Below are 18,302 nucleotides of genomic sequence, written 5' to 3'. Positions count from 1 at the left end.
TCGTGCCTACAGTCAGTCCAGTCCAGAATGCCGATGTGCAGGGTGCAATCGCCCGCGCCGCGACGCGGACGGGTGTCGATTTCGATTACCTGCTGGCACAGGCCCGGCTCGAATCCGGGCTCGACCCCAGCGCCAAGGCCCAGACCTCGAGCGCGTCGGGTCTCTATCAGTTCATCGATTCCACCTGGCTGCGCACGCTCGACCGGCATGGCGCCAAACATGGCATGGACTGGGCCGATGCGGCGATCGCGCCCAATGGCCGCGTGGCCGATACCGCCACGCGCCAGCAACTCCTCTCGCTGCGCTACGATGCCGATGCCTCGTCGCTGATGGCGGCGGAGCTGACGCGCGAGAACGCCGCGGGCCTGCGCTCCAGCCTGGGGCGCGACGCCGAACCGGCAGAACTCTATCTCGCGCATTTCCTCGGGCTTGGCGGCGCGCAGAAATTCCTTGGCGCGCTGGACAGCAATCCCGACCAGTCGGCCGCGGCACTGATGCCGCAGGCCGCGCGTGCCAACCGCTCGATCTTCTACAGCGGCGGATCGCCGCGCTCGGTCGGCGAAGTCATGACGCTGATGCGCGACAAGGTAACGGCAGCTTATGGCGACATGCCGATGCCCACCGGCGGCAATCGTGTGGAATTCGACCCGGCGCGCTTTGCCGCCCATGCGCCCGCCAGCACCAGCCGGCCCAGCCGCGGCAGCCTTGCGCTGCCCGCCCTCCCCGGGTCCGGGGGTCCGCGTCCGTCAATGGCCGACACGCTGCGCAACACCTTTGGCGAAGGCGGCGCCGGTACAGGCCGCGCGAATGAGCATATCGCCGCCGCCTATGGCAAGTTCAGGGCGTTCGGCCTGTGAACCCGCTCCGCTTCATCAACCCCGGCCTCGCGCTGCCGATCGGGATCCTGACGATCATCCTGCTGATGGTCGTGCCGATCCCGGCAATGCTGCTCGACGTCTTCTTTGTGCTCAACATCGCCTTGTCTGTGTCGGTCCTGATGGCCGCCATGAACGCGCAGAAACCGCTCGATTTCTCCTCTTTCCCCTCGGTCCTCCTGTTCGCCACGCTGCTGCGGCTCGCGCTCAACGTGGCATCGACGCGGATCGTCCTGCTCAACGGGCATGAAGGCGGCGCTGCGGCGGGCAAGGTCATCGAGGCCTTCGGCGCCTTCCTCATCGGCGGCAATTTCGCGGTCGGTATCTTCGTCTTCCTGATCCTGATGATCATCAATCTGATGGTCGTCACCAAGGGCGCGGGGCGCGTCTCCGAAGTCTCCGCCCGCTTCACGCTGGACGCATTGCCCGGCAAGCAGATGGCGATCGACGCCGATCTCGCCGCCGGGCTGCTCACCGCCGACGAAGCCAAGGCCCGCCGCCGCGAAATCGCCACCGAGGCCGATTTCTACGGTTCGATGGATGGTGCCAGCAAATTCGTGAAGGGCGATGCCGTCGCCGCGCTGCTGATCCTGCTGATCAATGTGATCGCAGGCCTGGTGCTGGGCATGTCCACCCACGATCTCTCGGCGGGCGACGCGGCCAGCTTCTACATCACGCTGGCGGTGGGCGATGCGCTGGTCGCGTCGGTGCCGGCACTGCTGCTGTCGATCGCGGCTGCGGTTATCGTCACCCGGGTTTCCGATGCGCGCAATCTGACCGATCAGATCAGCGGGCAATTGTCCGATCCGAAGATCTGGCTGCCGGTCGCCTGCATCCTGTTCATCATCGGCTGCATTCCCGCGATGCCGCAATCGATCATCCTGCCGCTGGCGGCGGGGGCGTTCTGGCTGTGGAACAGTCTGCGCAAGCGGGAAGAGGCGGAATTCAACGTTCCCGAGGCGGTGGTCATCCCCGATCCGGCGCATATCGCGATCGACGAGGTCACCGACCAGACGCTGGTTACCATCCAGCTCGGCTATGGCCTTATCCACCTGACCGACGAGAAACACGGCGCCACGCTGATCGCGCGGCTGACCGGGCTGCGCAAGCAGATGTGCCAGACCTTCGGCTTCATCGTGCCGCAGTTCCGGATCGAGGACAGTTTCGAAGTCGATCCCGACAGCTACCGGATCACGCTTGGCGGCGCGGCGATCGGCGGCGGCAAGATCAAGCCGCACCATCTGCTCGCCATCGATACGGGCGATGTCATGCACTCGCAGGCGGTCCCCGGCGAAGCGACGATCGACCCCAGCTTCGGCTGCCCAGCGCTGTGGATCGACGCGGGTTCGCGCGACCTTGCGGTGGCCGAGGGCTATCTCGCGGTCGATCCCGAAAGCGTCATCGCCACGCAGATCCACCAATTGCTCGCCGTCAGGGCGCAGGATTTGCTCGGCCCCGACCAGGTCCGCGACCTGATCGACCATTTGCGTGGCCGCCATGGCCAGCTGATCGAAACGATCACCCCGCAGCCGCTGTCGCTCGCGGCGGTGACCCGGCTGCTCAAGGCGCTGCTCGCCGACGGAATTTCGCTGCGCCATTCGCTGCGCGTCTTCTCGAGCCTTTCGCTCGCGGCGCAGCAGACTACCGAGCACGACCGCCTGATCGACATCGTCCGCGCCGACCTGGGTGCGATGATCGTCGCCGAGGCCTGCCCGCCCGATGCCAAATTGCCGGTCATCACGCTGGCCGCCCAGCTCGAGGACATGGTCGTCGGCGGGCTGCAGGACCCGGCTTCGGGCGAGATCGTGATCGAGCCCGACCTCGCCCGCTCGATCGGCGAGCGTATCGCCACCATCGTGGCACAGCGCGACCCCGCCGCAACCCGGCCCGCGCTGATCGTCCAGCCGCGCGCCCGCCGCGCGCTGACCGCGCTGCTGCGGCTGCGCGCACCGCACTGCCTGGTGCTGTCGATCAACGAACTCCCCGCTGCCCAGCCGATCGAAGTGATCGCGGTGGTCGGCGACGAAGCGCCCGCCCAACCTGCCCAACTCGGCCATGAAACGGAGGCCCTCGCGGCATGAAGTACGACCACTCCCATTTCAAAGCGCAGCGCGCCTATGCGAGCGAGATCAACGAGCGGATCGGAAACTTCCTGCCGATGGTCCGCAAGCTGGCCTGGTATTACGAAGGCAGTTGCGGCGCATCGGTCGATGTCGACGATTTGCTCCAGGCGGGAATGATTGCGCTGACCGAATGCGCGCAGCGCCACGACCGGCCGGGCGAGGACGGCTTTGCCGCCTATGCCAAGATGCGCGTGCGCGGGGCGATGATCGACCTGTTACGCGGGCAATCGCCGCATGCGCGCGGTGCCGCAGCGCAGCGCCGGCGGATCGATGCGACCATGGACCGCCTGCGCAGCGCCTTGGGGCGCGATCCCTCGGCCGAGGAGATGGCGCAGGAACTGCATGTTTCAGTGGGGGAATATCACGATATGCGAACACAATTGGCGACGCGGGTCGTGGATCTGGAGGACTGTTATTCGGACTCCAATCCGGCCTTCGGTTCGACCGAGCCCGATGCCGAGGCACGGCTGCTCGAAGCCGATGACCGGACGGCGCTCGCCGAAGCCATCGCGCAGCTTCCCGAGAGGTTGCAGCTGATCGTGAAGCTCCATTTCATCGAGGAGCTGAACCTGACCGAGATTGCCGCGGTGCTCGATGTCAGCGTTCCGCGTGTCCACCAGCTCAAATCATCCGCGCTGGCGAAGCTCCAACTCGCCATTGTCGAACGCTCCAGCGATTAACAATTGCTCAACGGTGTATGGCTACCGCCGCGAAATCGGTGCGGAATTTGGGGTCCAGCCGGTGACATGGGTCTTAGTGAAGGTGTAATGACACCGCGTCGCGCCCTCTTCAGGGCTCGTCCGTTGGGGAAGCAAGAAATGTCACTCTGGGAAACCAGGATCCTGACTTTTGTCGAGGCCTGTTCGGTCGGTGGGTTCGGAGCCGCTAACGAAGCGATCCTGGCCCTGGCCGATATTCTCGATGAAGCCCCCGAGGAAGTCGCGCCGATCATCTCGCCCCGCGCCAGCCGCGAGCGCTTGATCCAGCTGATCGAGGTCGATGCGCAGATCTGCGCCGCCATGGAACTTGTCGGCCCGCTCTGCGGAATCCTCGTATCCCGCTCGCCGATCGGCTCGTCCTCGGGACTGGTGAAGATCGTCGACGAGGTCGAGGAAGGCAATTTCTTTGCGGCCGATCCGGCGGTGGCACTGCTTGGGGCCTATGGCCGGGCGCTCGTTTCGGTCATGACCTCGGGCACCATACCCAGCGACGTCGACAGCTAATCCCGCCGCCCTAGCCTATCGGAAGACGGGCTATTGCAGGACCGGAGCAGGGGCGGGACTATTGCCCCCTTCGCCCCCGCGGCCCGATGGGCTTGCAAAGGCCTGCGCCGCTCCGCAAGCGCCGCCTTCGACCGCCACACGGATGGCCTGCGTCGCAGTACGCACGTCGAGCCGGACCATCAGATTGGCGCGATGCGCCTCGACGGTGCGCGGACTGATACCCAGATAGCGGGCGATTTCCTTGCTCGTGCCATAGTCCAGCATGCAACCGAGTACCTGGCGTTCGCGATTGCTGAGTGTGTCGAGCCGCCGCCGCGCCGTGCTGGCGCGTTCGCGCTGCGCGAGCCGGGCCGCGAAACTGCCCTGCAGCTTGCCGTATTCGGCCATGATCTCCGCCGGGTCGATGGGAAAGCCGACATAGGAGGCGGCTCCCGCCTGCATCGCCCGGACGACGCGCTGGATGTCCGGCTGGTGGGCATAGGCGATCACCGGCAGCCACGAACGCTGCTCCAGCGCCTCGACCAATTGCGCCATATCGCCGCGCTCGTCGCAGTACAGAACCAGCCCCTGCGAGGGCATGTGCTCGGCAAACTCCGCCACGGTCTCGAACGGTTCTGAGTGAATCCGGCAGTCCATCAGCAGGCGGCACACTTGCGCCCTGCGCGCCGCGGCACTGTCGATCACGAAAACCTTCAACATTCAGGAAGTCCCAGGAAACAAACGCACGATTCGGCCAGCCCCAACTGGCGCGGGTCTCGGGGTTCGCTTGGGATGCACAAGGTGCGCGAATCCATCGAGACCGCGGCCACGATACAATTGCTCTGCGCGGTTTGCGATTGCGACGTTCTCCGTTTCGGAGATCGCGCGTGACGCCGGTCAGGCCTGCATCGTGCCCTGTTTCGCAGCCCGGAAGGCAGCGGAAATTTCGCGCAGATCGCCGCGTAGCTGCGCGATTTGCTCCAGATCGATGGCGCGGATCGAATCGAGCAGCATGCTTTTCGCCGCACCGTAGAATTGCGCCAGGCTCTCGGCCATTTCGGCTTCGCGGTCGATCCCGATCTCCAAAGCGGTCAACGCGGTGACGCAGCGCGTCAGCACGCGGCTGCGCGCGGCGCGGTCGTGGCGCGATTCGGCGATTTCGAGCAGGCCCAGATTGTCGATCAGATCGTCGAGGCAGAACAAGACGAGGTCGTCGCGCCCGCTGGCGATCAGCCGGGCTTCGAAATTGCTTTGCCGGTAGGCATCGCCGGGTCGGGCACGGGCCAGCATGTCAGTTCCCCTGGTTGTTCCAGATGTCGATCTGGGACTGGAGGAAGGACAGGGTGGATTGCGACGCGGTGATCCGGCTTTCGGACTTGGCGAAACGCGCGACCATGTTCGAACGGAAGGTTTCCTGCTGTTCGGCGAGCTTTTCGAGATCGCGCGTAAGCTGGTCCGATTGCGACTGGTAGCGCGCCACCGATCCGGCCAGCGTTCCCGGATCGCTCGCCATGCTGTTCGCACGCGCCATCCGGTCGATCGTGGCATAGATGCCGTTGATGCCGGTGGTAAACATGGCGGCCACGCCTGAGGCATCGCGCGCCAGCGCATCGACCAGCTTGGCCTCGTCGAAGCGGAAGCTGCCGTCACGCTCGATCGCCAGGCCCAGTTCGGCCAGCGTTTTCGGAGCCCCTTCCGCCGCATTGGGCATGATCACGGTGGAGCCGAGTGCAGACAGATCGCGGCGCAGCGCGCGCGCGCCGGTGTCGCGCGAAAGCTCTCCCGTCAGCGGGTCGACCGCGCTGCTCAGTTCGGCGGCGATTTCATTGAGCGCGCCGGTAATGTCCTGCATCATACCGGAGATCGCGCTGGTTGCGCTGTTGAAGCCGATCGTCGCCGGGGCGCCGACATTGGTGCCCGTCAACGTCAGCGACAGGCCCGGCGCAATGCTGTCGATCGTGTTCGACGCGCTGCGGCGGGTAAGGCCGTCGAGGAGGAATTCGGCATCGGCGGAGGTCTTGACCAGCCGCGCGGGGTCGTCGCCCGGCTGCCAGGCCAGTGCCGACAGCCCCGGGTTAGCGCCGTCTTCGGTGGCTTCGATGGTGAAGCCGTTCTGCACGCCGTCGGCCCCCTTGACCACCAGCTGCGCGCCCGCGTCGGTCTGTGTGACATAGGCGTTCAGGCCGGCGTTCTTCCCGTTGATCGCGGCGGCCACCTGCGACAGCGTCGCTCCGGCGGCGATGTCGATCGTCAGCGGTGTCTTGCCCGTATTCTCGGTAAAGCTCGCATTGCTCGTCGTGCCGAAACGGATGGTAAGCGTGCCGGCCCCGACCGTGTCGCTTGCGCTGGCATAGGTCGGCCCGGTGAGGATCTGGTTGTTCGCCAGCTTGGTGACTTCGAGCGAATAGCTGCCCTTGCCCACCGCCCCCAGCGGGGTGGAGACTGCGGCGACCGCGGCGTTGCTGATCGTCGGCAAGGGCGCGAGATCGCCGGTCCGCAGCCGGTCGCCGAGCGCCGTGGCAAAGGTGGAGAGGCTGCTGCGGATCGATCCCGCAAGCGAAATCCGCCGCTCGAGCGTTTCCGACTTGTCGGCCAGCCGCTGATTGCGCCCGGCGAACTGCGCCTCGGCCAATTGCTCGGCCAGACCGGTCATGTCTACGCCGCTGCCGATACCGAGCGAGGTGGCGATCGAGGAACTGGAAATACTCATTGCCCTGATAACGACGCATTGCGCGGCGGATTAACCGGCACGCGGCCATCGGCATCGAACCGCAGCGCGGCGGGCACCTCGATTGCCGGGAGCGGCGGCGCTTCGCCGCGTTTGAGCGAGAAGACATAGGCCAGCACCGAAGCGACCGCGCCATACAGGTCTTCGCAAATGATCTGCCGTTCGCGCGTGGTGTAATAGACCGAGCGGGCCAGCTGCGGGATTTCGAGCGTCGGCAGGTCCAGTTCGCGCGCCAGTTCCTTCATCGCCATCGCCTTGTCGCCGCGCCCCTTGGCAAGGACGATGGGAGCCGAGGCCTTGTCCGGATCATAGGTCATGGCGACCGCGAAATGGGTCGGATTGGTGATCACGAATTGTGCTTCGCGCATTGCCCCGGCAACCGATCCGGTGGCGATATCGCGCTGGCGCTGCCGCCGCGCGGCGCGCATTTCGGGTGAGCCTTCGGTTTCCTTGTTTTCGTCGCGCAGCTCCTGATAGCTCATCTTCAGCCGTTTCTGCTGGCGCAGCCACTGGATCGGCAGGTCGACGAAGGCGATCACCACCAGCCCGGCACCCAGCGCGAAGATCAGCGAAACGATGGCATGCCAGGCAGCGGTCAGCTGGGCCGACAGATTGCCCCGCCCCAGCCCGATGACCGTTTCCATGCTGGTCCACCACCACCACGCCGCAATGCTGCCCAGCAGCGCGACCTTGAGCAGGCCCTTGCCCATTTCGACCAGCCCTTGCGGGCCGAACATGCGCTTGAGCCCGGACATGGGATTGATCCGCTGCCCCTTGGCCTTGAGGTTGGCCGCCACCCAGCGCCCGCGGCCGAAGCCCAGCTGCGAAAGCAGCGTGACGAGGATGACAGGCACCGCCAGCGTGAGGATTGCAGGCACGCCCAGCAGCAGGCCCTGCATCAGCAGGCCCCCGACGCTGAAATCGCGGATATCGCGCGCATCGAACAGGAAGGCTTCGCGCGTCAGCTGCGCGAGCCCTTCGAGCAGCAACGGCCCCGCAATCGCCAGCCAGGCGCCGCCGAACAGCATGACGGCAGCCGTGCCCGCGTCCTTGGAGCGCAGGACGTCACCCTTCTTGGTCGCGTCCGCCAGCCGCTTCTCGGTTGGGGCAAAGGTCTTTTCGCCGGCAGTCTCGCTCATCGCGCGATCACGCTTTCAGTCTGGTCGAGCGCATCGCCGACGAGGCCGGTGAACTGGTCGTAGATCAGCGGTGCGGAAATGATCAGCGCGGCCAGCCCGGCAAGCACGCCTGCCGGCAGGCCGAGCGCAAACAGGTTGAGCGACGGCGCCGAACGGCTCAGGATGCCGGTCAGCACCTGCACCAGCAACAGGATCACCGTGACGGGCAAGGCGATCCTCAGCGCGGTTTCGAACATGAAGCTGGCAAAACCGGCGATCGCCGCGAACCGTTCTGCCCCCAGCCAGGTCTGGCCCGGCGGGAAGGCGTTGTAGCTTTCGGTAACCAGCGCAATCCAGTGCAGATGCGCGCCGGTCGCCAGGAAGATCAGCGTCAGCACGATGACGAAATACTGGCCGAAGGAGGTGGTGGTCCCACCGCCCATGGCATCCTGCGATACCGCCATGCTCATACCCATGCCGCCGCCGATCAGTTCGGCGGCCACGGTCGGCGCGGCAAAGGCGAGCTGGAGCACGAAGCCGAGCGCCAGCCCGATGATGACCTCACCCGCCACTGCGAGCAATCCTTCGAGCGAGAGCAGGGCTTCGGGAGTCTCGACTGCCGGCATCCAGGTGGACACGAAGATCGCCAGCGCGCCGGTGATCGCGACACGGACAGACATCGGCACCGAGGTTGCGCCGAAGAAGGGTGCGGCAAGCAGCGCGGCACCCAGCCGCGTCATCAGGAAGACGACGCGCCACATGTCCTGCTCCAGCGCACCAAGGCCGAGATCGAGGCCGTTCACGGCAAGGTCCTCAGTCGCCGATCGCTGCGATTTCGGCGAAGATATCCTGCGTGAAATCGCCCACCAGCGCCATCATCGATGCGCCCAGGATAACCAGCACGAAGGCGACGGCACCCAGCTTGGGGACGAAGGTCAGCGTCTGTTCGTTGACCGACGTCGCGGCCTGCACCAGCCCGATCACGAGACCGATGGCGAGGCTCGCGAGCAGGATCGGGGCGGCAACCAGTGCGGCGATCCACAACATGCGGTCGGCCATGGAAAGGAGTACGGCGCTTTCGTCCATGAGATCTATCCGAAACTTGAGGCGAGCGAGCCCATCAGCAGCGCCCAGCCGTCGACGAGGACGAACAGCAGCAGCTTGAAGGGCAGCGAAACGATCATCGGGCTCATCATCATCATGCCGAGACTCATCAGCACGCTGGAGACGACGAGGTCGATGACGAGGAAGGGCAGGAACAGCATGAAGCCGATCTGGAAGGCGGTCTTGAGTTCGCTGGTGACGAAGGCCGGCAACAGGATCGAGAAGGGCACGTCCTGCGGGCTGGCGAACTGCCCCGCCCCGGCGATATCGGCGAACATTTCGAGGTCGTATTCGCGGGTCTGGCGGATCATGAAGCCGTGGAACTGGTCACCGGCGCGCTCGATCGCGACTTCGGCACCGATCTCGCCTGCAGAATAGGGGGCGATGGCGTTTTCGTTCACCGCTTCCAGCGTCGGCGCCATGATGAACAGCGACAGGAACAGGCTGATCCCGATCAGCACCTGGTTAGGCGGCGATTGCTGCAGGCCCAGCGCCTGGCGCAGGATCGCCAGCACCACGATGATCCGGGTGAAGCTGGTCATCATCAGCAGCAGCGCGGGCAGGATGGTCAGCAGGCCCATCACCAGCAGCAGCTGGAGCGACAGGCTCAGCGGCTCACCGCCGGCCCCTGCCATCTCCCCGAAAGCGCGGTCGAGCGCGCCCGACACCGCAGCGTCGCCGGTCTGCGCGCGGACGAGCGCGGGATAGGCCAGCGCAGCGAGTGCCGCGGCAAGTTTGGCGAGACGAGCGATCATGCGGCGCCGTCCTGCGCTTCCGGCCGCGCCGGTGCCTCGGCCAGCCGGACGAGGCCGTTGCGCGAGGTCGAGACGAGGATTTCGCGTCCGTGGAATTCGATCACTGCGAGGCGCAGCGTGGGCGACAGCATCGTGCTTTCGACGATCCGCACGGCTTTGCTGCCACCTGTCGGCGCGCCGAACTGGCCCTGCATTTTCTTTGCCAGTTTCAGGCTGCCCCAGATCATGACACCGATCAGCGGCAGCAGGACCAGCAGCTTGAGGACGTACCAGAGCATCAGGCCGCCTCGCCTGCACCGGTCGAGGTGACGGTAATCGGCTGGGCGCGCCGTTCGACCGCGGCTTCGTTCGAACCCGCGCCGACGATCTCGATCACGCGGATCGCGAAACGATTGCCCTGCGCCACCACTTCGCCGCGCGCGATCAGCTTGCCGTTGACGAACATGTCGAGCGGTTCGTCGGTCAGTCGGTCGAGCTCGATTACGCTCGATTCCCCCAGCGCGAGCACGTCGCGCAGGCGCATCGACTTACGGCCGAGTTCTACGGTGAGGCGGACATCGATGTCCTGGATAAGGCCGAAGCCATCTGCATGCGAAGCCATAAGGAGTTACTCCGAAAGGGAAGTTTGATTGAGTTCGAGCGCAACACGGTCGTCGAGTTCACCGACACAGCCATGCGCAATGGTAAGATTGCCGATCAGCAGCGGAACGTTGCGATTGACCGCGACGGGGATGACCGATCCGGGCGTGAGACTGGCCAGCTGGGCGATCGACATCGGCACATCGACCAGCACTGCGCGCAGCGGCAGGTCGACATGCGCAATCGCCGAGCCTTCGATCCCGCGCGCACCGATCGTGCGTCCGGTGGCCGGCGAGACGGCGCGCGTCCCGACGATCTCGGCAATCATCGACTGGCACATGGCAAGCCGGACGGTCCACGAGCGCGAGATTTTCGGGCTGCTCACTGACAGCGTCACGGTCCACACGCGTTCGCTCGCAGCGAAAGGTGCGACCTGTTCGACCTCGTCGCCATTGGCGGCGGCGGCGATTTCGCGGCGGTCGCTGGTGCGCCGCAGCACATCGGCCATACGGTCTTCGAACTGCTGTGCGAAACGCAGTGCCGAAGCGGGCAGGACGCTGCAACGCTCGTCGACGTCGCCGGTCCCGCCGAGAATGCGTTCGAACTGCGCGACGATTTCGCCGATCCGCGTGGAGATCAGGATCCCGCGGCTTTCCTGGCCGAGCGCGAAGAAGCTGTGGCGGTGCGCGGTACCGACCTTGGCATACCATTCGGCCACCGTCAGCAGTTCGGTTTCGGCGATCTCTGCAACCAGCGTGCGGTCGTCGCACAGCGCGCCCAACTGCGTCGTCGCCTGCTCGGCGAAACCGCGGGCAAAACGCGCGAATTCGAGGTCGAGATCGGGCGGGGTCGCCGCACGGCTCAACAGCTCTTCGCAATGGCTCGCGGCACGGGCCGTGGCGGCGGGGATCGCGGAGGAGATCATTGGACGATGAACGACCGGAAGTAGACGCTGTCGACGCCGCCGAAGCCTTCGCGTTCCTCGAGCGTTTCATTGATCGCCTTGGTCAGGCGCTTCTGCAGTTCTTCCTTGCCGTGAATGCTGGCCAGTTCGGCTTCGCCGGTAGCAGCCAGTTCGGCGAGAATGCGCGAGCGAAGCGCCGTTTCGTGCTCTTCCAGCCACATCAGCACGCGCCCGTCGTAATGCGTCGAAGCCGCGAGGCTGATCTGCACCAGAGCGCCGCTATCGGCGAGGTTCGAGGTAAATTCCTCGGTGAAATCGTAATAGGCGGTGCGGTATTCGCCCCCGCCCACACCGTAAACGATCGCTGCGCCCTTCGCCTCGTCGTCTTTGCCGGCGGGATAGGGGTCCTCGTCGCCCTTGAGGACCAGCTTCGGGTTGGGGTCCTCTTCTTCCGCCGGATGGGCGTTGAGCATGCCGCTGGCGAAAGCGGCATAGGTCCCGCCGCCGCCCGCGCCGAGAAGCACGAAAGCGAATAGCGCCAGCTTGAGCTTGCCGCCCTTCTTTTTCGCTACGGGTTCCTGAGGGTCATTTTCGTTCGGCATGGTGTTGTCCTGCTAAAGTCGGGTGCCGCGAGTCAGGCGTAGAGCGCGTCGTCGGAGGACGATTGCGCGGCCGTCTGGGGCTGGTTGGGAGCGCGCTCGCCATGGCGGCTGCGCTGGTCGGAAGTCTGCTGGCGCTGGTCATCGCCGGCCGCGTTGCCGGAGCCCGTGCCCGCATTGTTCGCCGATCCGCCACGTTCGCCGCCGGTCTGGCCGGGCTGGGTCGCGGAAGACGGCGATTGCGTCGCCATGTCCTGCGCGCGGGTAGCGCCGCGGTCATTGGCCATCGCCGCCGCCAGCGCACGCTGCGCTTCGCCATCCTCGGCGGCGATCTCGACATTCATGCCCCCGGCCGAGTGGTCGAAGGTAAGCGTCAGCGCGCCGAATTCCTTGTGCGCGACGGCAATCGCAGCCGGTTTGGAGAGATCGAACTGCCGCGCCGCCATGAGATGCTCGACGACGCGTTCGACATTGGCGAACTGGTCGGTAGCGATGGGCCGCGCTGCGCTCGAAACGGGCTGTATGGTGGACGCGCTGCTGTCCGCAGCCACCGCGAGTGCTTGCGGCATGGATTTCGCTGCATCGCTGGTCGCGCCGGTGCGCGGCTTGGACGCGAGTTTCTCCGCCAGCCCCTTGTCGCCGATCTTGCGTTCGCCGATTGCCGAGCGTTGGACCGTTCCGGCGCCTTGCAGTGCAGCAGGTTCGGCCTTTGCAGGTGCCGCAGCAGCAACCGCAGTTTCGGTCGCCGCGGCTTTGACCGAGGCTTTCGTTTCGCCCTGCAGTGCAGTCGCAACCGGCGCTGCTTCCGCGCGGCCATGCGCAGCCACAGCCGGCAAATCCATTGCGGCCTTGCCGGTCTGGAGCGACGACACCATGCCGGCAGCGCGCGGATCACGCGGTTCCTGGGCCGCGGAGATACGGACCTCCAAACCCGCGACCGGCTCTTCACCCGCCGCATCGGCAAGCCCTGCCCCCGGCGCAGTTGCGCGAGGTGTCGGCGCGGTCATTGCCAGGTCGGTTTTCGGAGTGTTCGGGACCAGGCCGCCAGCCGCCGGTTTACCCTCTCCACCTTGGGCGTCGAGGGCGGTCGGTGCCGCGAGTGTATTGTCGAGGACCGGCAGGCCCGGGGCGGCAAGCGGCAATTCCTTGCCGGTCGGCAAATCGCCCGCTTGCCGGTCCGCTTCCGCCGTATCGTCCTGACCGGCCGGCGGCGTGAACGACGCCAGCTGGCTCAGCAGTTCGGCGAACCCGTCAGCCCCCTCGAAACCCGCGCTTTTCTGCCCGTTCTCGCTGGTGAGGCCGGCGGCAGAGGACGCGGTGTCGAGCGACTTCGGTAGGGCGATTGAAAAGGTCATAGAAAGTCCGTTTGTCGTGTGCGGACTATCTATCAAGAAGCGTGCCAAACTCCGGGTCGGTCAGCCCTTTTCCAGACCGGCGACGATCGAACGCACCAGTTCGCGCGTCCCTTCCTCGGCCTTGCGCAAACGCATATCGGATTGGGCGAAGGCCTCGCGCCGGGTCTGCGATTGCAGTTCGGCTTCTTCGGCCTGGCGCGAGCTCACTTCGGACAGCTTCTGCAGCTGATCGCGCATCGCCTTGCCGCTGCGCAGATCGGCGCCGACCATATCGTCGGCGCGCTGCGCGTAATGCGCGGCGAGCGTGCGCGTTCGTTCCGCCACGCCAGACAGCCGCGTGCGTGTCGCTTCGGCTTCGCTCGCAGCGGCCGCCGACTGCATCCGTTCGACCGTCCGGACGCGCTGGATCAATTGCGCGCGTTTGAGTTTCTTTCGCTCAGGCGTCACTGCCGACAAGCTCGGTCAGCTGGGCGAAGGACGTGGCGATATCGATGCTGTCCTCGCCGCCCTGCGACAGGAACTGGCACATGCGCGGATGCAGCGCGATCGCCTCGTCGAGCAGCGGATCGGTCCCCTGCCGGTAGGCCCCCATCATCACGAGATCGCGATTGGCCTCATAGGTCGCGCTCAGCGCGCGGAAACGGCGCGCGGTCGCGGCATGTTCGGCGGACACGATGTCGTTCATCACCCGGCTGAGCGAGGCGCCGACATCGACTGCGGGATATTGTCCGCGCTGCGCGATCTCGCGCGACAGCACGATATGGCCATCGAGGATGGCGCGCGCAGTGTCGACCACCGGATCGTTCTGGTCATCGCCATCGGCCAGCACCGTATAGATGCCGGTCATCGCGCCGCCCGATTCTTCCGAATTGCCCGCGCGTTCGATCAGCTTGGTGATCGTCGCCAACGCCGAAGGCGGATAACCGCGCGCAGCGCCGGGTTCGCCCAGCAAGATACCGATTTCACGCGCGGCGTGCGCGACGCGGGTAAGGCTGTCGAGGATCAGCAGGACACGCTTGCCCTGCGAGCGCAAATGCTCGGCGAGCGAAGTCGCCAGCATCGCCCCGCGCAATCTGAGATTGGCCGCATGATCGGCAGGCACGGCGACAATCGCGGTGTTGGCCGCGCGGTCTCCCGCCATGTGCCGGGTGACGAAATCGGAAACTTCGCGCGCGCGTTCGCCGATCAGCCCGACCACGATCGCATCGGCGCGGGCGCTTTCGACGATCATGTCCATCAGCACCGACTTGCCCACTCCGGATCCGGCCATGATGCCGATCCGCTGCCCGACCCCGAAGGTGGTCAGCGCGTTGAGCGAACGAATGCCGCTGTCGAATACTTCGGTCACCCGCGACCGGTCGAGCGCGCCGACCCGGTAACCACCGGCGGGCCAGGCGGTGGTCGCACCAATCGGTCCGCGTCCGTCGATGGGCTCGCCCGATCCGTCGACCGCGCGCCCCAGGAATTCTCGCCCCACGCTGAGCATGCCCGGTTGCCCCTCGGGACGCACAATGGCGCCGGGGCGCAGCAAAACCGTATCGCCGAGCATCATCATCATCGTATGGCCATTGCGAAAGCCGATGGTTTCCGCGCGGTGTTCGGTCGATGCGCCCTGCGCGATCGTGCAGATCGTGCCGATCGGCACCCCCAGTCCCGAAACTTCGATCAACCCGCCATCGCAGGCCACCACCCGGCCGAACCGGCGCGGCGCGAGATCGAGCGAGGCCGATGCGACCGACGCGAAGGTCTCGTCGATCAGGGTTTGCATGCGGCGAAGATTTCGGCGAGCGCGCGCTGCCACTGTTGCGGGCCGTCCTCGACCCCGCCGTCGTCGGTTTCCACGCGCAAGCCCCCGCGCTCGACGCTGGCGTCGGGCACCAGCTCGAGGTCTGCGGACACGTCGCCGCGGACCAGTTCGAGATCTTCGGGATGGATATGGATGATCCGCTCGTCATGCTTGCGCTGGAACATGGCGGCGGCCGCCTCGACCCGCCGGGCAAGCCCTTCGGTATCGAGCGCGAGCGGGAGGACCGCTTCCTCGCACAGTGCATGGACCGTCGCCAGCATCCGTTCGCGCAGCTGGCGTTCGCTGGCAGCGTCGAAGCGGGCGAAAGCCAGCTCTATCGCGGTGCGGGCGGCGCGTTCGGCCTTGAGGCGGGCCTCGAAATCGGCATGCGCGGAAATCTGGCCATCTTCATAGCCCGCGCGATAGGCTTTCTCGCCCGCATCCTCGGCAACCGGCGGCGGGGCGTCTTCCTGGATCTTGGTGTAGCGATTGTCGCGGGAAAAGCTCCCCCGCTTGCCGAGCGCGGCATAGGCGACCCTAGACATAGTCCTCGTCCCCTTCGCCCATGACGATATCGCCCTGCGCGATCAGGCGCTTGGCAATCGCGACGACTTCCTTCTGCGCCGCTTCGACATCGCTCTTCTTGACCCGTCCACGCATCTCGATCTCGTCGCGCAGGCCATCGGCCGCGCGCGACGACATCGCCCCATAGAACTGCTCGCGGCGGTCTTCTTCGAGCCCCTTGAGCGACATGATCAGCGTATCGCTTTCGACCTCGCGCAGCAGCACGCCGGTCATCTTTATATCGAGCGCGAACAGATGCTCGAACTTGAACATCTCGTTCTCGAGTTCCTTGGCAAGCTTCTTGTCGATCTTGCCGATAGTCGGGAGCACGCGTTTCTCGACGCTGCGATGCGACTGGTTGATGATCTCCGCCGCATGCTTGATCCCGCCCATCGTCAGCGGGATCGTCCCGTGCAGCTTCTCGATCTTGGCGTTGAGCGTGCCTTCGAGGATATCGATCGCCTGCCGTGACACGGGGCCGAGCTTGGCCACGCGGTGGAGCACCGGCGTATGCAGGTCCTCGGGCAAGGCGGACAGCGCCGCCGCGGCGACATCGGCATCGAGCTGCAACAGCAGCACGGCGATTGCCTGCGGATGTTCGTCGGCGAGGATTTCGCCGATGATCTTGGGATCGAGCCAGCGCAGCAGGCCCAGCGCGGGAAGGCTCGCTTCCTCGGCTTCGGGCGCGACCTGGCGCATGAGGTTGTCGGTCTTCACCTCGCCCACCGCCCCGTTGAGGAGCTTGCGGACGCTGTCGACCCGGCCGTGACCGGAAATGCCGCTGTTCTCGGTCGAACGCGAGAAACCGGCGATGGCATCGACGATGGACTGCGGTTCGACTTCGCCGATCCCGCACATCGTGCCCGCCAGCTGGCGCAATTCGTCGGGCGTAAGCTGGCCGAGGATCTTCGAGGCATCCTCTTCGGCGAGCAGCATGACCATGATGGCCGCCTTGTCGGTGCCGCCGAGCAGCTGGGGTGTGGGCGCGGTCATGTGGATGCTCCTTGCCGCGCATCTTCCGCGAGCAGGCGGCGCAGTGCGAGCACGGCATCGTCAGGGTTCTCGCGCGCGATCCGCTGAGCCAGTTCGATCTGCCCGTCGAGCGCCTGGCGATCGTAAGGCGTTGCAGCGCCCATTGTCGGTCCGCCAAGCGCGGGAGTGCCTCCCGCCTGCGGATCGAGTACGCCGCCGTTCTTTGCTCCGCTACGCAGGGCATTGATCGCCGGCCGCACTGCGAGGAGCAGCACCAGCAGCACGGCGAGGATCGCCACGCCATTGCGTACCGCCATCCCGAACCAGCTGGTTTCGTAGAACGGCACCGCTTCGGTCTCGACCTTTTCGAAGGCGCGCATCACCACGGTGACCTGGTCGCCGCGATCAGCCCGCGCGCCGACCGCAGCCGAAACGAGTTCCTTGACCTTGTTGATATCCGCCGCGCTCGCCTTGGCCAACGCCGCCTGGTCGATCGCCACGGCGACCGAGAGATATTTGATCGACCCCGGGGTCAGGTTGGAAACCGACACTTCGCGGCCCAGTTCATAGACGCGGGTAGCGCTGCTTTCGCCCACACCGCCGCCCGGGGCGGCTTCGGCAGTATCCTCGGGCGCCCCCTGCCGGGCTTCGGCATCGGCGGGCGGCGTATTCGCCAGCACGCCGGGAATTCCGCCCGCCTGGACGCCGCCGCTCTGCGACAATTGCGTCGTCTCGCGGCGGACGGTGCCGTCCTTGTCATAGCTTTCGCGCGCCGAAGTGACCTCGTTCATGTCGAGATCGACCTGGACCTGCGAGGTAAACGCGCCGCTGCCGAACATCGGCGAGAGGAGCTGGTCGACCTGCGCATTGAGCTTGGCTTCCATCTGCGCCTGCAAATCGAGCCGACCGCTATTGGGATCGCGTGCCTGCGTCAGCAGCTTGCCGTGCTGGTCGACGACCTTCACCGCATCGATGTTCAGCCCCGGGACCGAACCCGCGACCAGATTGGTAACCGCCATCACCTGGCCATCGGTCAGCTGGCGCCCACGCGCCATGCGCACCATGATCGATGCGGAAGGGGCGACATCCTCGCGCACGAAGACCGAGCGTTCGGCCTTCGCAATATGCACGCGGACCGCCTCGACCCCGTTGATTTCCATGATCGTCAGCGTGAGTTCGCGCTCCTGTGCGGCGCGCAACCGGTCGCCCTCGAGCGTCCGGCTGGCCCCCATCGGGAGGCTTTCGATCAGATCGGTCCCGCTTTCCGGCGAGGCGAGCGAGCCGTCGGAGGCAACCATCATCCGCGCGCGATAGACATCGTCTTCGCCCACGGTCAGCGCGCCCGTGCCATTGTCGATCGTATAGTCGATCCCGGCCTGGTCGAGCGAGGCGACCACCCCGGCGCGTTCGGCATCGCCGAGCGAGGAATAGAGAACCCGCTGCGGCGCGGGCGACAGCGTCGCCCAGGTCAGTGCAAGCAGGCCAAGGCCGGCGGTCCCGGCGAACCAGGGCAGCACCTTCCTGACGGAGGGTTGCGCGGTAAAGGCGCGCAGGCGTTCGCCGAACGAGCCCGAACCGCCCGTCAGCGGCGTCAGCATGCCCGCGCCGGGGTTGTCGGCAGGAACCAGTCCGGTCATC

General features: G+C 65.9%; 21 protein-coding genes. 4 read left to right on the top strand and 17 right to left on the bottom strand.

Annotation, left to right across the window (positions count from 1 at the left end):
- Nucleotides 1-2: 2 nt before the first annotated feature.
- The 4 genes from J2S32_RS14505 to J2S32_RS14490 all read left to right on the top strand — a co-directional run bounded on the left by J2S32_RS14505 (nt 3) and on the right by J2S32_RS14490 (nt 4,221).
- Entirely contained in the window at nt 3-857 is an 855-nt protein-coding gene (locus J2S32_RS14505; RefSeq protein WP_253522544.1) for a transglycosylase SLT domain-containing protein, read from the top strand.
- Nucleotides 854-2,956 carry a flagellar biosynthesis protein FlhA gene (locus J2S32_RS14500; protein WP_253522542.1) on the top strand — a complete coding sequence of 701 codons (2,103 nt, stop codon included), beginning with the start codon at nt 854-856 and terminating at the stop codon, nt 2,954-2,956. The genes J2S32_RS14505 and J2S32_RS14500 overlap by 4 nt, the downstream gene beginning before the upstream one ends.
- Nucleotides 2,953-3,678 carry a sigma-70 family RNA polymerase sigma factor gene (locus J2S32_RS14495; RefSeq protein WP_253522539.1) on the top strand — a complete coding sequence of 242 codons (726 nt, stop codon included), beginning with the start codon at nt 2,953-2,955 and terminating at the stop codon, nt 3,676-3,678. Before J2S32_RS14500 ends, J2S32_RS14495 begins: the two co-directional genes overlap by 4 nt.
- 138 nt (nt 3,679-3,816) lie before the next feature.
- On the top strand, nt 3,817-4,221 hold the full coding sequence (locus tag J2S32_RS14490) for a hypothetical protein (protein ID WP_253522537.1): 405 nt from the start codon (nt 3,817-3,819) through the stop codon (nt 4,219-4,221).
- Between the two features lie 30 nt (nt 4,222-4,251).
- Here J2S32_RS14490 and J2S32_RS14485 read toward each other — a convergent pair whose 3' ends face one another.
- From J2S32_RS14485 to fliF, 17 genes are all read right to left on the bottom strand, one after another.
- Complete coding sequence (locus J2S32_RS14485) at nt 4,252-4,920, bottom strand: response regulator transcription factor (protein WP_253522535.1); 669 nt, start codon at nt 4,918-4,920, stop codon at nt 4,252-4,254.
- 177 nt (nt 4,921-5,097) lie between these two features.
- Complete coding sequence (locus tag J2S32_RS14480; protein ID WP_253522533.1) at nt 5,098-5,490, bottom strand: flagellar protein FliS; 393 nt, start codon at nt 5,488-5,490, stop codon at nt 5,098-5,100.
- 1 nt (nt 5,491) lies between these two features.
- Nucleotides 5,492-6,910, bottom strand: coding sequence for a flagellar filament capping protein FliD (gene fliD / locus J2S32_RS14475; protein WP_253522531.1), 1,419 nt, complete (start codon nt 6,908-6,910; stop codon nt 5,492-5,494).
- Nucleotides 6,907-8,067 (bottom strand): EscU/YscU/HrcU family type III secretion system export apparatus switch protein, encoded by a 1,161-nt coding sequence (locus J2S32_RS14470; RefSeq protein WP_253522528.1) that lies wholly within the window; start codon nt 8,065-8,067, stop codon nt 6,907-6,909. Before J2S32_RS14470 ends, fliD begins: the two co-directional genes overlap by 4 nt.
- Complete coding sequence (gene fliR, locus J2S32_RS14465; protein ID WP_253522525.1) at nt 8,064-8,849, bottom strand: flagellar biosynthetic protein FliR; 786 nt, start codon at nt 8,847-8,849, stop codon at nt 8,064-8,066. Before fliR ends, J2S32_RS14470 begins: the two co-directional genes overlap by 4 nt.
- 10 nt (nt 8,850-8,859) lie before the next feature.
- Nucleotides 8,860-9,132, bottom strand: a complete 273-nt coding sequence (locus J2S32_RS14460) for a flagellar biosynthetic protein FliQ (RefSeq protein ID WP_253522522.1) — start codon at nt 9,130-9,132, stop codon at nt 8,860-8,862.
- Nucleotides 9,133-9,137: 5 nt separating this feature from the next.
- Nucleotides 9,138-9,905, bottom strand: a complete 768-nt coding sequence (gene fliP / locus J2S32_RS14455; RefSeq protein WP_253522518.1) for a flagellar type III secretion system pore protein FliP — start codon at nt 9,903-9,905, stop codon at nt 9,138-9,140.
- Nucleotides 9,902-10,183, bottom strand: a complete 282-nt coding sequence (locus J2S32_RS14450) for a flagellar biosynthetic protein FliO (RefSeq protein WP_253522516.1) — start codon at nt 10,181-10,183, stop codon at nt 9,902-9,904. The genes fliP and J2S32_RS14450 overlap by 4 nt, the downstream gene beginning before the upstream one ends.
- Nucleotides 10,183-10,506: a flagellar motor switch protein FliN gene (gene fliN / locus J2S32_RS14445; RefSeq protein WP_253522514.1), complete on the bottom strand. Its 324-nt coding sequence runs from the start codon at nt 10,504-10,506 to the stop codon at nt 10,183-10,185. The genes J2S32_RS14450 and fliN overlap by 1 nt, the downstream gene beginning before the upstream one ends.
- Nucleotides 10,507-10,512: 6 nt before the next feature.
- Complete coding sequence (locus tag J2S32_RS14440) at nt 10,513-11,409, bottom strand: flagellar motor switch protein FliM (protein ID WP_253522512.1); 897 nt, start codon at nt 11,407-11,409, stop codon at nt 10,513-10,515.
- The gene (locus J2S32_RS14435; RefSeq protein WP_253522510.1) at nt 11,406-11,990 is read right to left on the bottom strand and encodes a flagellar basal body-associated FliL family protein; all 585 of its coding nucleotides are present in this window, start codon (nt 11,988-11,990) and stop codon (nt 11,406-11,408) included. Before J2S32_RS14435 ends, J2S32_RS14440 begins: the two co-directional genes overlap by 4 nt.
- 32 nt (nt 11,991-12,022) lie before the next feature.
- Entirely contained in the window at nt 12,023-13,342 is a 1,320-nt protein-coding gene (locus J2S32_RS14430; RefSeq protein WP_253522508.1) for a hypothetical protein, read from the bottom strand.
- Nucleotides 13,343-13,402: 60 nt separating this feature from the next.
- On the bottom strand, nt 13,403-13,789 hold the full coding sequence (locus J2S32_RS14425) for a hypothetical protein (RefSeq protein WP_253522506.1): 387 nt from the start codon (nt 13,787-13,789) through the stop codon (nt 13,403-13,405).
- On the bottom strand, nt 13,779-15,110 hold the full coding sequence (locus J2S32_RS14420) for a FliI/YscN family ATPase (RefSeq protein ID WP_253522503.1): 1,332 nt from the start codon (nt 15,108-15,110) through the stop codon (nt 13,779-13,781). Before J2S32_RS14420 ends, J2S32_RS14425 begins: the two co-directional genes overlap by 11 nt.
- The gene (locus J2S32_RS14415) at nt 15,098-15,673 is read right to left on the bottom strand and encodes a FliH/SctL family protein (RefSeq protein WP_253522501.1); all 576 of its coding nucleotides are present in this window, start codon (nt 15,671-15,673) and stop codon (nt 15,098-15,100) included. Before J2S32_RS14415 ends, J2S32_RS14420 begins: the two co-directional genes overlap by 13 nt.
- Complete coding sequence (fliG, locus tag J2S32_RS14410; protein ID WP_253522498.1) at nt 15,666-16,685, bottom strand: flagellar motor switch protein FliG; 1,020 nt, start codon at nt 16,683-16,685, stop codon at nt 15,666-15,668. Before fliG ends, J2S32_RS14415 begins: the two co-directional genes overlap by 8 nt.
- Nucleotides 16,682-18,301: a flagellar basal-body MS-ring/collar protein FliF gene (fliF, locus tag J2S32_RS14405; protein ID WP_253522494.1), complete on the bottom strand. Its 1,620-nt coding sequence runs from the start codon at nt 18,299-18,301 to the stop codon at nt 16,682-16,684. Before fliF ends, fliG begins: the two co-directional genes overlap by 4 nt.
- Nucleotide 18,302 lies beyond the last annotated feature (1 nt).

The sequence above is a fragment of the Qipengyuania citrea genome, from assembly GCF_024171405.1.
GTDB lineage: Bacteria > Pseudomonadota > Alphaproteobacteria > Sphingomonadales > Sphingomonadaceae > Qipengyuania > Qipengyuania profunda.
Note: the sequence above shows the minus strand (reverse complement) of the source record. Positions and strands in the feature narration are given on the sequence as shown.